The organism is Rhodococcus sp. LB1 (genome assembly GCF_001583455.1).
GTDB lineage: Bacteria > Actinomycetota > Actinomycetes > Mycobacteriales > Mycobacteriaceae > Rhodococcus_F > Rhodococcus_F opacus.
The window spans coordinates 173591-189551 of the sequence record NZ_LTCZ01000290.1 but is presented as its reverse complement, the minus strand read 5'-3'; the positions used below and the strand labels follow the sequence as shown (position 1 = coordinate 189551).

Here is a 15961-nt window from a genome sequence, read left to right as displayed (position 1 = left end):
CTCCGAGGCGCAGGACGTGATGGGGAGGCCCCGTGCGACGCTGGATTCTCGGTGTTCCCGTAGCGGTCGTGATTCCGGTCCTCGCCGGCTGTTCCACGACGGTGGCACCGCCCGTCGCTCAGCCGCAGCCACAATCACCGCCTGCGGGTGCGACTCTGGTGGGCCTGGGGGATTCGATCCCGGCCGGTGACGGATGCCCCGGCTGCACGCCGTTCGTGGAACTGTTCGGTGATCAGCTGTCCGGCGACGACGCGCTGCCCGTGCAGGTGGCCAACCTGGGTGTCGGGGGCTGGACCAGCACCGACCTGCTCGACTCCCTCGATCCCGGCGAATACGACGCCGACGCCGTCCGCGACGCCGACCTCGTCACCGTCACGATCGGCGCCAACGACTTCTACGCCGAACTCGACGACTACCTGGGCGGCGACTGCGGTGGCGACGACGGGCTCGGCTGCTTCGAACCCGTCCTCCCGCAGCTGCAGACCACGCTGACGTCCGTGCTCGACCGCATCGCCGAACTGCGGGCCGGTCAGCCGACCGCGGTGCTGGTCACCGGGTACTGGGACGTCTTCCCGGACGGCGACGTGGCCCGCGAGTTGTTCGGTCCGCAGTTCCTCCGGGACAGCGCCGTGCTGACGTTGCGTGCCAACGACGTCATCTCGGAGGTCGCGGGTGCCGAGGGCGCCACGTACGTCGACCTGTTCAGCACGTTCAAGGGGACGTGGGGCGACGGCGACCCCACCGGACTGCTGGCCGACGACGGTGACCACCCGAACCAGATCGGGCACCAGCTGATCGCCGACGCGTTGTCGTCCGCGGCGGTCGCGGGATCCGGGTCCGCCGACGTGTCGGCGTTCAGGTCGTCCGGGTGGTCGCCGCGCTGAGCTTGCGCCGGCGTACCACCGCATCGACGACGGACAGGATCAGCACCACGACCGTCGCGGCGCCGAATGCCGCTACGGAGAGGCTCTGCCGCGGCGGGCGGAACGTCACGACCAGTTCGTGGCCGCCCGGCGGCACCGACACCTCGAGCAGACCGTGCCACCCGGCGGTCGCGTCTACCGGTTCGCCGTCGACGGTGGCCGAGTAGCCGGGCCACGCGAGGCGCGCGAACGAGACGGTGCCGCCGCTGCCCGCCACCCGCACGGTCTCCGTCGCCGCGCTCGTGTCGGACGAGAGGACCCGGACGCCGTCGGACGCGAACGACACGCGTCCGGGCAGGGGCAGCGGCCGGTCCCGCTGCAACACCGTCCGGGAGTCGCTGCGCTCGGTGACGTGCCAGCCGGGTGGGGGCGGTGCCGTCGCGACCTCGGGCACGAGCCCGTGCTCTACGACGAGCGTCGACACCCGGAGGTAGTCGATCAGCGGAATCGGGATGTCCGCGTTCACCGGCTGCCAGAGCGCCCCGTACACCCCGGGGCAGACGGCGCCGCGGTAGTCCATGCACAGGGCTTCCTGGAACTCGGTGAACCCGATGCCGGTGTAGGCGTTGATGCTGCCCTCGACGGACGACGCCATGATCTCGTTGCCGAACAGGATCCGCCCGGCGGTGACGTCCTCGTGGGACGTGTCGTCCAGGTCGGCGAGTTGCAGCACGGTGCCCTGGTAGCGGTCCGTCTGCTCGGACAGCACCGACGTACTCGCCGGGTCGACGCGGCTGCCGCGCTCGACGTCGCGGGTGAGGGACCAGACCTGCGCGGCCGCCACCACCACGGTTCCCAGAACCAGGGCAGCGACGAGAGCATTCGGGCCCCGAGTGCGCCAGGCGGCGTACGCGAGCACGCACAGCGCCGCGACGAGCAGCGCGAACAGCGTGTGCCGCAGCGTCAGGGCCGGCGAGGACGAGAACGCCAGATAGAAGCCCAGCGCGATCAGCACCGCCGACGCCGTCGCCCGGGGACACACCCGGTCGCGCGCGATCCCCAGCGACAGCGCGAGCGCCAGGCCGATCACGACGCACAGGTACAGGTATTCGACGAGCCGGATCGGCCACCGGAACATCCCGACGTTCGACGGTCCGAACGTGAAGAGGAAGTAGACGACCGCGATCACGGCCAGGCTGATCAGTGGTCGGCCGTGCGCGCGACGGAACTCCGCGGACCCGAACAGCGCGCGGATCCGGCCCCACGGCAGCCACGGCAGCAGCGGCAGCACGAACCAGGCGAGGTACAGCGACGGGATCACCTCGACGGGACCCCCGAACGTCATGATCACGGGGAGATATGACGGGCTGCTCATTCCCGCGAGGCCGCCGATCTGCGGTTGCAGGAACGTGTCGTTGAAGATGCCGGTGCTGCCGGCGCGGGTGGTGACGTCGACGCTGAGGAACAGCGGCAGGTACGTCACCAGCGCGGCGGTGCCCGCGCACGCGCCGGTGATCACCAGCACGAGCAACCGGAAGAACTGCCGCTGGGCCAGTAGGCCGATCCCGATGCCGAGGAGAACGACGACGGCACCGAGCGCGGCGTACGGGTTGCCCATGCTCACCGTCAGCGCGCCGATCACGAAGGTGACCAGCGGATTCGTGCGACCGTGGGAGAGGCGGAGCGCCGACCACCAGAACAGCGTCACCCACGCGACGGCCATCATCCCGGACGGCCAGCCCGCCGCCTCGTAGAACAGGGTGAAACCGCTGAACGGAATCGTCAGTCCGGCGAGGATCGCGGGACCGCGGCGGGCGCCGTATTCGCGGCACAGCAGATACGTCGCGAGGGCGAACAGCGCGAGGAACTCGGCCATGATCACGAACGCCGCGACGGACAGGTTCTCGAATTTCGCGGCCAGGATGTAGTTGGCCAGATTGACCGGGTTGTACAGACCGTAGGCGGCCTCGCCCGCGTAGTTTCCGCCGATCCAGGCGTCGGGATTGACGGTGAGCCACCGCCCGGCCAGGAGTTCCGTGCCGATCCGATGCCAGGACGGCACGAACGATTCCAGCATGTCGCCGCCGTAGTAGAAGCGGTCGTACACGATCCGGGGAATCGTCGCGACGGCCGCGGCAGCCACTGCGACCGCCAGTGCCACCATCCACTCGGGCATGCGGTGTATCGATCGGGTGAACGTCGAAGACACGGACGCGGAGGGTGCCACGGACTCCGAGCCTACGAGTTAGGCTGCGCCCGTGCGCCTTTTCGGTTGTTCCCACGACCAGAAAGGCGCACGTGCGCCGAAGGCGCTGTCGATCGTCGTCCCGGCCTACAATTCCGCCGCCGTCATCGAGCAGACCGTCCACCGGGTGGCCGAACGACTGGCCGGCCACGACGTCGAGATCATCGTGGTGGAGAACGGATCCACCGACGACACCGTGGCCATCTGCACCCGCCTCGCCGCCGACTGGACGCCCGGACCCGTGTCGCTCATCGTCCTGCGGAGCGACAAGGGCATGGGCAACGCGTTGCGGACGGGAGCGGAGGCGAGTCGCGGCGCGCACGTGCTGCTGACCGCCGACGACCTGCCGTTCGGGTTCGACGACCTCGACGGCGCGGAGAAACTCGTCGCCGGCCACGACGGCCGGCTGCCCGCAGTCGTGATCGGTTCCAAGGCCCACCCCGACTCGCAGGTGCGGCGCGGCGCCCTCCGGGGCACCCTGACGTGGGGTTTCGCGGCGCTGCGGCGGGTGGTCCTCGGGATGCGCACCGGCGACCCCCAGGGCACCGTCCTGATGGACGGCGACCTGATGCGGGGACTGGTTCCCGACCTCGTCGAATCCGGGTTCCTGTTCACCACCGAACTCGTCTACCTCGTGGAGCGGGCGGGCATCGTGCCGGTCGAGGTCCCGGTGCGTCTGAGCGACGATCACGACAGCCACGAAACCCGCATATCCAGGGCAGATGTGCTCGCGATGGGGGTGGGGCTGTTCCGGCTGCGGGCCCGTCACCGGGACGGAGGTCGCCTCGCATGGTCGGGGAGCGCGTCGCGAGGTTGATACCCTGCGAACCGAGAAGAGGATCGTGCCGTCGCCGTGGCACGGTCCAGCCCACCTCTCGCGGGGAACAGTAGGAGCACTATGAACGAGTCTGCGTCGGTAGCACCTGTGGACGGGAGCACGGCCGCGGTACGGAGTGCTCTCACCGAGCATCGCGCACCCGACCGCCTCGTGGTGGCGCGAGGTCTCTTCACCGGACCGACCACCCGGGTCAAGGACGACCTGTACGCCAGGATCGTCAAGGGCCGCGCCCACCGCGAGCGTTACGTCGTGCACCTCGAGAAGGGCGCGACGGTCGACACCGACACGTACTTCGGCCGGTTCGCGGCCAGCTACTACCAGCGCTGGACCACGGTCACCGACGTGACCGTCGGGTTCCACCACCAGGCCGACGGTCGCGCCGTGGTGGCGCTGCGCGGCTCCGATTCGGGCGGAAACTCGCGCATCCTCGCGACGACGGAGATCGACGGCTCGGGCACGGCGACGCTGTCGGCGAAGCTGGACGCCTACCTCGACGGCGGGTCCCTGTGGGTGGAGTTCACCGCCGTCGACGGCCCCCTCGCGGTGAGCGAACTGGAGTGGACCGTCGCCGCGCCGTCGGTGATCCGGCCCGCCGCGATCGCGATCTGCACGTTCAACCGCGCCGACGACTGCGCCGAGACCGTCGCCGCCATCGCGAACGACTCGACGATGGCGTCCGGCATCGACGCCGTGTACGTGGTCGACCAGGGCAGTGACCACGTGTCGGACCGGGAGAAGTTCACCGAGGTCGCCGAGATCCTGGGCGACAAGCTCGTCTACCTGCGGCAGCCGAACCTCGGTGGGGCCGGCGGATTCACCCGCGGCATGTACGAGGTGTCGGGCATCAACGAGCACGCCAACCTGATCCTGATGGACGACGACATCCTGTGCGAGCCGGAGTCGATCCTGCGGATGAACGCATTCGCCAACGTCACCACGGAGCCGACGCTCGTCGGCGCGCAGATGCTGTACCTGATGAACCCGGAACACCTGCACGTCAGCGCGGAGGAAGCGGACCTGTCGAAGCTGAAGGCGGGCCGCTGGGCGGCCGGGTCGCGGCACGACATCAACCTGGTCAAGAAGAAGCAGAACAAGCGCGTCGACGCCGGCTACAACGCGTGGTGGTCGTGTCTGATCCCCGCCGAGGTGGTCGCGCAGATCGGGCTCCCGCTGCCGATGTTCTTCCAGTGGGACGACATCGAGTACGGCATCCGCGCCCGCGCCGCCGGATTCGTCACGGTCACACTGCCCAACGCCGGTGTGTGGCACGCGGATTTCCACTGGAAGGATCGCGACGACTGGGCCAAGTACTTCAGCATCCGCAACTCGCTGATCGCCGCCGCGCTGCACAGTGACTTCGACGCCAAGTCGCTGAGCAAGATGATGACGCGGGAGATCACCCAGTACCTCGTGTCGATGCAGTACGGGTTGGCGTACACCATGATTCGCGGCATCGAGGACTTCCTCGAGGGCCCGAAGGTGCTCGAGGACGGCGGTCAGGCCGTGCTGGCGTCGATCCGTGAGGAGCGCAAGCGGTTCCCCGAAACCGTCAAGCACCCCGCGTCGAACATTCCCGGTGTCCGCAACTCCGACCTCGTCACCCGGTACGCCGGTTTCGAGCCGGACAAGAGCAAGCTCGACCTCGTCCTCGCCAAGCGGGCCGCGTACCAGTGGCTCGGCCGCACCCAGCACGGTGTCGCGAGTATCCCTGTGGCCGAGGCGCACTGGTGGCACGTGTCGCTGTTCGACACCGCCGTCATCACGGACGCCTCCCAGTCCGGGGTGCGGGTGCGCCGCCGCGACAAGGAGACGGCCCGTGAGCTCACGGCCCGGACCGCGAAGCTGATGAAGCGGTTCCGTGAGGATGCGGCGTCGGCGCAGCGCCAGTACCGGGACGCGTTGCCGCAGCTCACCAGCCGGGAGAACTGGGCTCGCCTCTACGGTCAGTGACGTCGGCCGGACCGTTGCAGGCCCGCGACGTGCGTGGGCTGCTCCGGGATTCGTTCCTCGTCTTCGCTGTCGGTGTGGTGCTCGGCGCGGCGTGGAGTTGGCGTCCGTCGTTCTGGTACGACGAGGTCGCGACGCTGTATTCGAGTCAGCGATCCCGGCCCGACCTGTCGAATCTGCTCGGCCACATCGATGCCGTGCACGGGTTGTACTACGTCGGGATGCACTACTGGTTCGCGGCGTTCGGTGCCTCCGAGTTCTCGGCGCGGTTCCCGAGCGCCCTGGCCACTGGCGCGGCGGGCGCAGGCGTGGTGGTGCTCGGTGCGCTGATCTCGACCAGGCGGGTGGCGGTGCTGTCCGGGATCCTGTTCGTGATCCTGCCCAGCGTCACGTGGGCGGCCGCGGAGGCCCGCGGGTACGCGGCCACGGCGGCGGCCGCGGTCTGGCTGACGGTGATTCTCCTTGCGGCACTGAGATTCCGGCGCTGGTGGCTGTGGGCGCTGTACGCCGCCGGCCTGGCGGTGTCGATCGTGTTGTTCGTCTACCTGATCACCCTCGTTCCCGCGCACCTGCTGACGATCCTGCTGCTGCGCGAGGCCCGGCGGTCCTGGCTCGGTTGGACGTCGGCCACGGCGGCGGGGGCGGTGGTCGCGGCGCCGTTCGTGGCACTGGTGCGCCGTGAATCGGTCCAGGTGGCGTGGATCCCGCCGCTCGACGACCACCTGCCCCGGGCCGTCGCCGAGTACCAGTGGTTCGTCGGCGCACCATGGTTCGCGGTGCTGTTCGCCGTGCTGGCGGTGGCCGGGTCGGTGGCGCTGGTGCGCGGTCGCCGTCTGCCCCCGGCGCTGTCCGTAGCGTTGCCGTGGATCGCGGTGCCGATGGCTGCGCTGCTCGCGTACTCGCTCCTGCGCAGCCCGGTGTATCTCCCGCGGTACTTCACGTTCACGACGCCCGCCGTGGCCCTCGTCGGCGGACTCTGCCTCGCCGCGCTGACCGGGAAGTGGTGGCAGCCCGCCGCAGTGCTCGCGGTGTTCGCGGTGGCCGCATCGCCGAGTTACCTCGAACAGCGCGAGCAGTGGGCGAAACCCAGCGGCATGGACTTCAGCACCGTCAACCGTTTCGCCGGGGAACACCTCCGCCCCGGCGACTGCGTGCTGTTCGACAAGCCGGCCTGGAACCCCACGTCGCTGCGGCTCGTGAAGAACGTGCGACCGGAGGCATTCGACGGCACCCGCGACATCGGGCTCGGGACCACGGCCGCGAGCCGGGGGTCGCTGTGGGACGACGAACTCGCCGTCCCCGACCTCGCGGGCGCGCTCGACTCGTGCTCCGTGGTCTGGTTCTTCACCGACTACGAACGCGACACCCAGCGCATCATCCGGCACACGTCCAACGAGGTGTGGACGCTGCCGCCGTACCACTTCGAGGACACCGAGGCGTTCGCCGCGCTCGCGCGGTCCGGACTGCGGATCGACGAACGTGCGACGTTCAACGTCACGCAGGCGGTGAAGCTGGTGCGGTGATCCGCGCGACCACCTGCTCGTGGTTCGCGGTGTAGCTCAGGTACTCGAAGCGGACGCCGGTGCGGTCGACGAACTCGGTCCACGCCCGGTACTCGTGCTCCTGCCAGCCCGGGAAGTTGAAGAACTCGTCGAACACGATCACGGTGCCCGCGACCAGCCGCCGTTCGAGCCGGTCGAGCACCGACTTCGTCGACGAGTACAGGTCGGCGTCGAGATGCACGAACGACACCGGTCCCGGGTGTTCTTCGAGGAAACCCGACAGCGTGTCCTCGAACAGTCCGGGCACCAGCTGCGCGCCCCGGACGTGGGGCAGTTTCTCCTGCGCGAACTCCCCGGCCGGGAATCCGGTGCGCCACGTCTGCGGCAGGCCGGAGAACACGTCGAACCCGAACACCTCGTGCTCGGCGTCCTTCAACTGTTCGACGATGATCCGGAGCGTGGTGCCCGACGCCACCCCGAACTCGAGGGCCAGCCCCTCGACCTCCACCTGCGACAGGCCGTAGCGCAGCGTGTCCTGCGGATTCCAGAACACGGGCGCCTTCGGCATGTGCTCGAGCACGAATGCCGCCGCTTCGTTCGTGGCCCGCAGGTCCAGCGCCTGCGTGATGTCGCGGCGGGCCTGCTGCTCGAGTTCGCCGAGCCGCTGCTGGACGTCGGAGATCTCCATGCGGGCATCGGACAGCTCGGACAGCACCCGGGCGAGTTCCTGGTTGGTCGCGCTCAGCTCGGCCAGGGTCTGGTCGTGCTGGTTCTCGGTGAGCTCGCGGGACCGCCGATCCGATTCGGCCACCACCTCGGACATGGCACGTTGAAGCTTGAGACGGGCCTTTCTCCGAAGATCGAACATATACCCATGTTGCCAGTCCGCATCCCGGCTCACCGCTCGAACCGGGATGCGGGTCGCACGCCCGTGTCAGTGACCGCGACTGCGGTACATCTGCCGTTGCCAGCGGGCGATGCTCTTCCACTCGCGTTCGCGCTCGGCCCGGAGCCTCGCGTCGGTGCGTGACGCGATCCAGCCGTTCTCGCGAATCAGCTTGCGGTAGCTGGCAAGCCTGCGCTCGGGCAATTCGCCGCGCTCCACCGCGCCCTGCACCGCGCAGCCGGGTTCCGTCCCGTGCGAGCAGTCCGCGAACCGGCACCGCGCCGCGAACTCCTCGATCTCGGGAAACGTCTTGTCGATGCCGTCGGCGGCGTCCCACATGCCGACACCCCGCAGTCCCGGCGTGTCGATCAGGGCGCCCCCGTGGGGCAGCGGCAGGAGTTCACGGTGCGCCGTCGTGTGACGTCCCTTGTGATCGCCCTCGCGGACACGTCCGGTCGCGAGCACGTCCTCGCCGAGCAACGCGTTCGCGAGCGTCGACTTGCCCGCGCCGGACGGTCCGATGAGCGCGACCGTCCCGTCGATGACGGCGGTGAGGACGTCGATGCCGTCGCCGGTGTCGGCACTCACCGCCAGCACGGTCGCACCCGGCGCCACCGCAGCCACCTCGGCGGTCGCGAGGGAAACATCCTGCACGGTATCGGATTTGGTGAGCGCGACCACCGGATGGGCGCCGCTCTCCCACGCCAGGGCCAGCAGGCGTTCGATGCGTCCGAGATCGAGGGTGGTGTCGAGTCCGGCGGCGATCACCACCGTGTCGACGTTGGCCGCGAGGAGCTGGCCCTCCGACCTCCCGGACGCGGACGACCGGACGATCGCGCTGCGCCGCGGGAGCAGGTCGGCGACGGCGATCTCGTCGCCGTGACGGTGGAGCGTCACCCAGTCGCCCGTGCAGAGGGTGTGCTCGCCGGCGAGCGCGCGGACGACACCCGCGGGCGCGGCGACGTCGCAGCGACCGCGGTCCACGCGGATCACCCGCCCGGGCTCGCGACCGTCGGCCGGGTAGTTGTCGAAGGTGTCGGAAAGTGTGTCGTTCCAGCCGTAGGGCAGGAGTTGTCCAGGGTCGAACATGGTGGGTGTGATCCTCGGGTCGATGAGTGCCGACCGGACCACTGCACGGGTTCGGTCAGGCGAGGGGGAAGGGGGAGTGGACGCACACGGCGTCGACCGACGAGACAGTCATCGGACACTCACTCCTTCGCGACACATCGAGATTCTCAGACCGGAACCCCACGATGCTCCCACCCGGCGGAACCCGGACGCAACCGAATTACGGGCGCTCGAACCGCTCCTGACGGCCCAGCTTCCGCAACCGCATCCACTCACGCAGACCCTGCGGATCACGCCTCGTGACGAGGAAATACCACCCGAACCGCACCCACTCCTGCGGCAGCAGCTTCCGCATGCCCGGCTGCGACAGCAGATAGCCGCGGTTGCGGTACGTGAAGAACCGTTTCGTCTCGTTGTCCGGGTACTGCGTGTGCATCCGGCCCCCGAGGATCGGCTTGAACTCCTCCGCGCCGTTCGGGTGCACGTACGCCGTCTGCAGGCAGGTGCCGAACGGCAGCCCCGACCGCACCAGCCGGCGGTGCACCTCCACCTCGTCGCCGCGGACGAACAGACGCAGGTCGGGAACGCCGACCGTATCGATCGCCGACGCGCGGAACAGGGCGCCGTTGAACAGCGACGCGATGCCCGGCAGCAGGTCGGCCGAGTCGTCGCCGTCCACGAACAGTTCCGAGCGCAGCCGTCGCCACTCCACACCGCGGCGCAGCGGGAACGCGAGACGGTCGGGGTCGTCGATGTCGCAGACCACGGGGGAGACCTCCGCCAGCCCGTGCCGCTGCGCGCAGTCGAGCAGCGTCTCCAGGACCTTCGGACCCTCGGGGCGGCCGTCGTCGTCGGCGAGCCACACCCAGTCGGCGCCGAGCGAGAGGGCGTACAGAATTCCCAGCGCGAAGCCGCCCGCCCCACCCAGATTGTGCTGCGAACCGAGGTAGCTGACGGGAATCCCGGACGATTCGACGAGCGCACGCACGTCGTCCTCGGCGGCGTTGTCCACGACCACCAGATGGTCCAGCGGACGCGTCTGCGAGCCGAGAACCTTCAGTGACTCCGCCAGCAGTTCGCGGCGCTTGTGGGTGACGACGACACCGACGATCCGCTCGGCAGCAGCGCTCACGCGGACTCCGCCTCGGCTTCCGCGGCCGTGCGAACGGGACGCTCGTTCGATCTGTCGCTACGGGCGTCCCGTTCGGCCGAAGCGGTGACCCCGGACTTCTCCCGGTCCAACTCGTAGATGACGTGGCGGACGTGGTCGGCGGCGTCGTCACCCTCGTACGCGCGGACGACGTCCTCGATGCCGCCCTGCTGCCGGATCCGACCGTGGTCGATCCACATGGCCGTGTCGCAGAGCTGGGCGAGGAACTCGTTGGAGTGGCTGGCGAACACCAGGATGCCGGACCGCTCCACCAGCGCCTGCAGACGCACGCGCGCCTTCTTCATGAACTCCGCGTCGACGGCGCCGATGCCCTCGTCGAGCAGCAGGATCTCCGGGTCGATGCTGGTGACCACACCCATCGCGACGCGCACCCGCATACCGGTGGAGTACGTGCGCAGCGGCATCGACAGGTACTCGCCCAGCTCGGTGAACTCGGCGATCTCGTCCATCTTCGCGAGCATCTGCTTGCGGGTCTGCCCGAGGAACAGTCCGCGGATGATGATGTTCTCGTAGCCGGAGATCTCGGGGTCCATGCCCACACCGAGGTCGAAGACCGGGGCCACGCGGCCGCGGATGCTGGCGCTGCCACGGGTGGGTTCGTAGATGCCGGACAGCAGCCGCAGCAGCGTCGACTTGCCGGCGCCGTTGTGGCCGACCAGGCCGATCCGGTCGCCTTCCTTCAGCGACAGGTTGATGTCGCGCAGGGCCTCGACCACCACGACGTCCGAGTTGTTGCGCCCGATCGACCCGCCGGCCTTGCCGAGGAACGCCTTCTTCAGCGACCGGGACTTCGCGTCGAAGATCGGGAAGTCGACGCAGGCGTCCCGCGTCTCGATACTCACATGCTCTGTCATTACTTCAGACCCCTAAACCCAGTAGGGCACACGGGCCCGGTACTTGCGAAGCGCGAGGATGGCGGCGGCCCACCCGACGACGGTGATGGCCAGCACGATGTACCAGTGGTACGCCTGCTGATCCTGACCGATCATGGGCGCGCGCACGATGTCGAGGTAGTGGAACAGTGGGTTCAACTCGGCGAGTTTGACGCGCTCGGCGGCCTGCCCGCCCTGCGCCTCGAGGCTCTGCGTCGTCCACATGATCGGTGTCAGCACGAACAGCAGCAGCGTCATGCTGCCGAGGATCGGCGCGATGTCCCGGTACCGGGTGGAGAAGATGCCGAACATGATCGACACCCACGCCGCGTTGACGACGATCAGCGCGATCGCCGGGATCGCGGCCAGCGACATCCAGGTCAGGTGCCGCCACACCCCGAACGCGAACAGCATGATCACGTAGATCACCAGGTTGTGGGCGAACAGCAGCAGTTGCCGCCACACCAGCCGGTAGACGTGGACGCTCAGCGCCGACGGCAGCTGTTTGATCAGCCCCTCGTTGGCGATGAACACCTCGGAGCCCTCGAGGATGCTCGCGCTGATCAGGTTCCAGACGATCAGACCCACGGTGACGTACGGCAGGAACTCGTCCAGCGGGATGTCGAGCAGGGCGGAGTACAGGATGCCCATCGCCGCGGCCTGCACGCCGGTCGCGATCGTGATCCAGAACGGGCCGATCACCGACCGGCGGTAACGCTGCTTGATGTCCTGCCAGCCGAGGCTCAGCCACAGCTCGCGCTGAGCGAAGCCGTCCCTGAGGTCCTTGAACGCGCGACGGAAGGTCTGCGAATCGGACGCCGGGAGCGGGCCGCCTGCGGCCTCGGTTTCGATAGCGGATGCTGACACGGGCACCGAGCCTACCGGGAGTCGAGTTCCATGCTGTGTCGCCCGTTGCTACAGGTACTGGCCGGTACCGCTCGACTGCGACCCCGGATCGTGATTGTGCGCCCCGTGCGGGTTGCCCATGCTGATGCCCGGAGGCAGGGCTCCCTGACGCATCTGCTCGAGCTGGGAGCGGGCCGCCATCTGCTGGGCGAACAGGGCCGTCTGGATGCCGTGGAACAGTCCTTCGAGCCACCCCACCAGCTGTGCCTGCGCGATACGGAGTTCGGCGTCGGTGGGGACGGTGTCGTCGGTGAAGGGCAGGGTGAGGCGTTCGAGTTCGTCGCGCAGCTCGGGGGCGAGGCCCTGCTCGAGCTCGTGGATCGACGACTTGTGGATCTCCTTCAACCGGTTGCGGCTGGCATCGTCGAGCGGTGCCGCGCGCACTTCCTCGAGGAGCTGCTTGATCATCGTGCCGATGCGCATGACCTTGGCCGGCTGCTCCACCATGTCGGCCACCGACTCCGCGCCGTTCCCGTTCGCGTCCGCGGCGGCGTCGGAGCCCTCGGGCTTGCTCGCGGCATCGGCGACGGGGATAGCCATGGGCTGACCGTCGGGGCCGATCACGACGACGTGTTCATTCTCCGAGTTCGTCATGCCTCCATCTTGTCTGTTCCCGCCCGGCAGTGCGAAGGTGCGTCCGATTTGGGCCCTTTCCATCTTTGTTGCACTCCACAACAATCGATGGCTGGCTTCGACCGTATTGACTTGGGGTCTTAGAGTGTCGGGCATGGCTTACGACGTTGCCCGCGTTCGGGGACTCATCCCCTCACTCGGCGACGGTTGGATCCATCTCGATCCGCAGGCCGGCATGCAGATTCCGGACGCGGTGTCGCGCACTGTCTCCACGGCCTTCCGGGCGTCTGCCTCTTCGTCGACCGGGCGACATGTGTCCAGCCGGCGCAGTGCGGCGGTACTCGATGCGGCCCGAGCAGCCGTCGCCGACCTGGTCGGAGGCGATCCCGCCGGGGTCGTGCTCGGACCCGACCGATCCGTTCTCCTCGCCTGGCTGGCGGAGTCGCTGAGCACGCGACTCGGCCTCGGAACCGGCCTGGTGCTCTCCCGCCTCGACGAGGAAGCGAACGTCGCGCCCTGGCTCAGAGTCGCCAGCCGCTACGGCGCCCAGGTGCGCTGGGCGGAGGTCGAGATCGAGACGTGCGAACTCCCCAGCTGGCAGTTCCAGGACCTCATCACCACCACGACGCGTCTCGTCGCACTCACCGCCGCATCCCCGATCGTCGGCTCGGCGCCCGACGTCCGTGTCGCCTCGGACCGCGTCCACGAAGTCGGTGGCCTGATGGTCGTCGACGCGATCGGCGCAGCCCCCTACGCGCACGTCGACATCAACGAACTCGGAGCGGACGTCGTCGCCGTCGGCGCCACCTCCTGGGGCGGACCGCAGGTTGGGGCACTCGTCTTCCGCGACCCCACCCTCCTCGACCGCATCCCCGCCGTGTCGCTCAACCCGTATGCGCGGGGTGTCGAACGTCTCGAGGTGGGCGTGCACCAGTTCGCGCTCCTCGCCGGCCTCACCACGTCCATCGACTTCCTCGCGAACCTCGACGAGTCGGCCACCGGTTCCCGGCGCCAGAAGCTCGAAGCGTCCATCAGCTCGCTGCAGAACTACCAGGACACCCTGTTCGACCACCTCATGTCCTCGCTGAAGCGGCTACCGCAGGTGATGGTCATCGGGCGCTCGCCGAGCCGGGTTCCGACGCTCAGCTTCACCGTCGCCGGAGTCTCGGCCGACAAGGTGGCGTCGCATCTCGCCGACAAGCGCATCGCCACCGTCAGCGGCGTCCACGGCGGTTCCCGGCTGCTCGACGCACTCGGCGTCAACGACGAGGGCGGTGCCGTCACCATCGGTCTCGCGCCGTACACCACCCGCTACGAGATCGACCAGCTCGTGAACGAGCTCGCCACCCTGGGCTGAGCCCGCCGCCCGGTTTTGCCCGCTGTGCCCGCTGCCCAATGTGACATCCGTTTCGTTGGAGTGGACGAATGTCACATCGGGCGACGGCAGCAGCCAGACCGTCAGTTCCGCGGGATCGTCAGGATCACCTTGCCGACGGTGTCCGCCGAGTCCAGCAGTTCGTGCCCGCGCGGCGCCTCGATGATGGGCAGTTCGGCCGAGACGATGGGATGGACCGCGCCCTCCGCGATCAGCGGCCACAGCCGCTTGCGGACGTCGGCGACGATGTCGGCCTTGCCCTCGTGCCCCGACTCGGCCCGCCCCCGCAGACCGGCCGCCGTCACGTGGCCGCGCTTGGACAGCAACTTGCCGAGGTCCAGTTCGCCCTTGCGGCCACCCTGCATGCCGATGACGACGAGCCGGCCGTCGGCGGCGAGCACGTCGACGTTGCGGTCGAGGTACGAGCCGCCCATGTTGTCGAGGATCACGTCGGCGCCGTGTCCGTCGGTCGCCTTGCGGATCTCGTCGACGAAATCGGCTTCGCGGTAGTTGACGAGGATGTCGGCGCCGAGTTCGCGGCAGCGCGCCAGCTTCTCCTCGGAGCCGGCGGTGACGGCCACGCGGGCCCCCAGTGCGACGCCCACCTGGATGGCATGCGTGCCGATGCCGCCGCCACCGCCGTGCACCAGCAGCACGTCGCCGCGGGACAGTCCGGCGCCCATCACGACGTTCGACCACACCGTGCACGCGACCTCCGGCAGTGACGCGGCGACGAGCAGGTCCACCCCCTCGGGCAGCGGGAGAAGCTGCGATGCAGGGACGGCCACCTTCTCCGCGTATCCGCCGCCGGCCAGCAGTGCGCACACCTGGTCGCCGACGGACCACCCCGACACTCCCTCGCCGAGTTCGGCGATCGTGCCGGAACATTCGAGCCCGAGGACGTCACTGGCTCCGGGCGGCGGGGGATAGAACCCCTGACGCTGCAACAGGTCGGCGCGGTTGACGGCCGTCGCGGCCACGTCGAGGAGGACGTGACCGGGTGGAAGTTCCGGGTCGGGCTGCTCCGCCCACTTCATGACTTCGGGGCCGCCCGGTTGATCGATCGTGATCGCATACATGGGGACGACGCTAGCGAAATGCGTCGGCGCCCGGTGGATGTGAGCGATCACAGCGGTCCCTCGGCGTTCCCGGGGACCGCAGGCTACTGGAAAGTAATGTCGCACTACTAGACTGTGAACCTGTGACAGCAGAAACCTCCGACGCCGAAGCCGCGACCAATTGGTTGACCCCGGCCGAGATGCGCGCCTGGCGCGGGTACATGGACGGCAACCAGCGGCTGATGGACGTCCTCAACCGGGATCTGCAGGAGAAACACGATCTGTCCCTCGCGGATTACCGCATTCTGGTGCTGCTGTCCGAGTCGCCGGACGGTTCGCTGCGCATGAGCGACCTCGCGGACGGCGTCCTCTCCTCCCGCAGCCGCCTCACCCACCAGATCCGGCGGATGGAAGCGCAGGGCATGGTCACCCGCGACACCTGCCTCGAGGACGGCCGCGGGGTGCTCGCCGTCATCACCGACGAAGGTCGCGCCCGCCTGGCCGAAGCGGCCCCCACCCATGTGGCCGGGGTGCGGAGCAACCTCGTCGATCTGCTCACCAAGTCTCAGCTGAAGGTTCTCGCCGAGGTGTTCGAACGCGTCGACAAGGCCATCGGCGACCGCTGACCGGTTGCCCGCCGGCGCCTGCGTACCGATA

General features: G+C 68.8%; 14 protein-coding genes. 6 read left to right on the top strand and 8 right to left on the bottom strand.

The window, feature by feature from the left end; translation table 11 throughout:
- The first annotated feature begins 32 nt into the window (after positions 1 to 32).
- Positions 33 to 884 carry an SGNH/GDSL hydrolase family protein gene (locus tag AZG88_RS30405; RefSeq protein ID WP_061699985.1) on the top strand — a complete coding sequence of 284 codons (852 nt, stop codon included), beginning with the start codon at positions 33 to 35 and terminating at the stop codon, positions 882 to 884.
- Here AZG88_RS30405 and AZG88_RS30400 read toward each other — a convergent pair.
- Complete coding sequence (locus AZG88_RS30400) at positions 856 to 3039, bottom strand: hypothetical protein (RefSeq protein WP_061699984.1); 2184 nt, start codon at positions 3037 to 3039, stop codon at positions 856 to 858. The two genes, AZG88_RS30405 and AZG88_RS30400, sit on opposite strands and share 29 nt — an antisense overlap.
- 82 nt (positions 3040 to 3121) lie before the next feature.
- On the opposite strand from AZG88_RS30400, the gene AZG88_RS30395 reads away from it, so the two are divergent.
- The 3 genes from AZG88_RS30395 (at position 3122) to AZG88_RS30385 (ending at position 7416) form a co-directional block, all read left to right on the top strand.
- Positions 3122 to 3925: a glycosyltransferase gene (locus AZG88_RS30395; RefSeq protein ID WP_061699983.1), complete on the top strand. Its 804-nt coding sequence runs from the start codon at positions 3122 to 3124 to the stop codon at positions 3923 to 3925.
- Positions 3926 to 4006: 81 nt separating this feature from the next.
- Positions 4007 to 5896 carry a glycosyltransferase gene (locus AZG88_RS30390; RefSeq protein WP_061699982.1) on the top strand — a complete coding sequence of 630 codons (1890 nt, stop codon included), beginning with the start codon at positions 4007 to 4009 and terminating at the stop codon, positions 5894 to 5896.
- Positions 5893 to 7416, top strand: a complete 1524-nt coding sequence (locus AZG88_RS30385) for a glycosyltransferase family 39 protein (protein ID WP_061699981.1) — start codon at positions 5893 to 5895, stop codon at positions 7414 to 7416. The genes AZG88_RS30390 and AZG88_RS30385 overlap by 4 nt, the downstream gene beginning before the upstream one ends.
- Here the strand turns inward: AZG88_RS30385 and AZG88_RS30380 are convergent.
- The 6 genes from AZG88_RS30380 to AZG88_RS30355 form a co-directional block, all read right to left on the bottom strand.
- A complete protein-coding gene (locus tag AZG88_RS30380) occupies positions 7388 to 8263 on the bottom strand; it encodes a class I SAM-dependent methyltransferase (protein ID WP_025431670.1) in 876 nt (291 codons plus the stop codon). The genes AZG88_RS30385 and AZG88_RS30380 overlap by 29 nt on opposite strands.
- Positions 8264 to 8329: 66 nt before the next feature.
- Complete coding sequence (gene rsgA / locus AZG88_RS30375) at positions 8330 to 9412, bottom strand: ribosome small subunit-dependent GTPase A (protein WP_025431671.1); 1083 nt, start codon at positions 9410 to 9412, stop codon at positions 8330 to 8332.
- A gap of 157 nt (positions 9413 to 9569) precedes the next feature.
- Positions 9570 to 10481 (bottom strand): galactofuranosyltransferase GlfT1, encoded by a 912-nt coding sequence (gene glfT1 / locus AZG88_RS30370; RefSeq protein WP_061699980.1) that lies wholly within the window; start codon positions 10479 to 10481, stop codon positions 9570 to 9572.
- Positions 10478 to 11374 (bottom strand): galactan export ABC transporter ATP-binding subunit Wzt/RfbE, encoded by an 897-nt coding sequence (gene wzt / locus AZG88_RS30365; protein ID WP_011596606.1) that lies wholly within the window; start codon positions 11372 to 11374, stop codon positions 10478 to 10480. Before wzt ends, glfT1 begins: the two co-directional genes overlap by 4 nt.
- 12 nt (positions 11375 to 11386) lie before the next feature.
- Positions 11387 to 12259 (bottom strand): galactan export ABC transporter permease subunit Wzm/RfbD, encoded by an 873-nt coding sequence (wzm, locus tag AZG88_RS30360; protein ID WP_012691162.1) that lies wholly within the window; start codon positions 12257 to 12259, stop codon positions 11387 to 11389.
- Between the two features lie 48 nt (positions 12260 to 12307).
- Positions 12308 to 12892 carry a bacterial proteasome activator family protein gene (locus AZG88_RS30355; protein ID WP_005248783.1) on the bottom strand — a complete coding sequence of 195 codons (585 nt, stop codon included), beginning with the start codon at positions 12890 to 12892 and terminating at the stop codon, positions 12308 to 12310.
- 133 nt (positions 12893 to 13025) lie between these two features.
- Between AZG88_RS30355 and AZG88_RS30350 the strand changes: the two genes are divergently transcribed.
- Positions 13026 to 14228, top strand: coding sequence for a cysteine desulfurase-like protein (locus AZG88_RS30350; RefSeq protein WP_025431672.1), 1203 nt, complete (start codon positions 13026 to 13028; stop codon positions 14226 to 14228).
- 101 nt (positions 14229 to 14329) lie between these two features.
- On the opposite strand, the gene AZG88_RS30345 is transcribed toward AZG88_RS30350, so the two are convergent.
- Positions 14330 to 15325 (bottom strand): NAD(P)H-quinone oxidoreductase, encoded by a 996-nt coding sequence (locus AZG88_RS30345; protein WP_061700060.1) that lies wholly within the window; start codon positions 15323 to 15325, stop codon positions 14330 to 14332.
- Between the two features lie 122 nt (positions 15326 to 15447).
- Here AZG88_RS30345 and AZG88_RS30340 point away from each other — a divergent pair, with 122 nt between their 5' ends.
- Positions 15448 to 15930, top strand: a complete 483-nt coding sequence (locus tag AZG88_RS30340; RefSeq protein ID WP_005248780.1) for a MarR family winged helix-turn-helix transcriptional regulator — start codon at positions 15448 to 15450, stop codon at positions 15928 to 15930.
- Positions 15931 to 15961 lie beyond the last annotated feature (31 nt).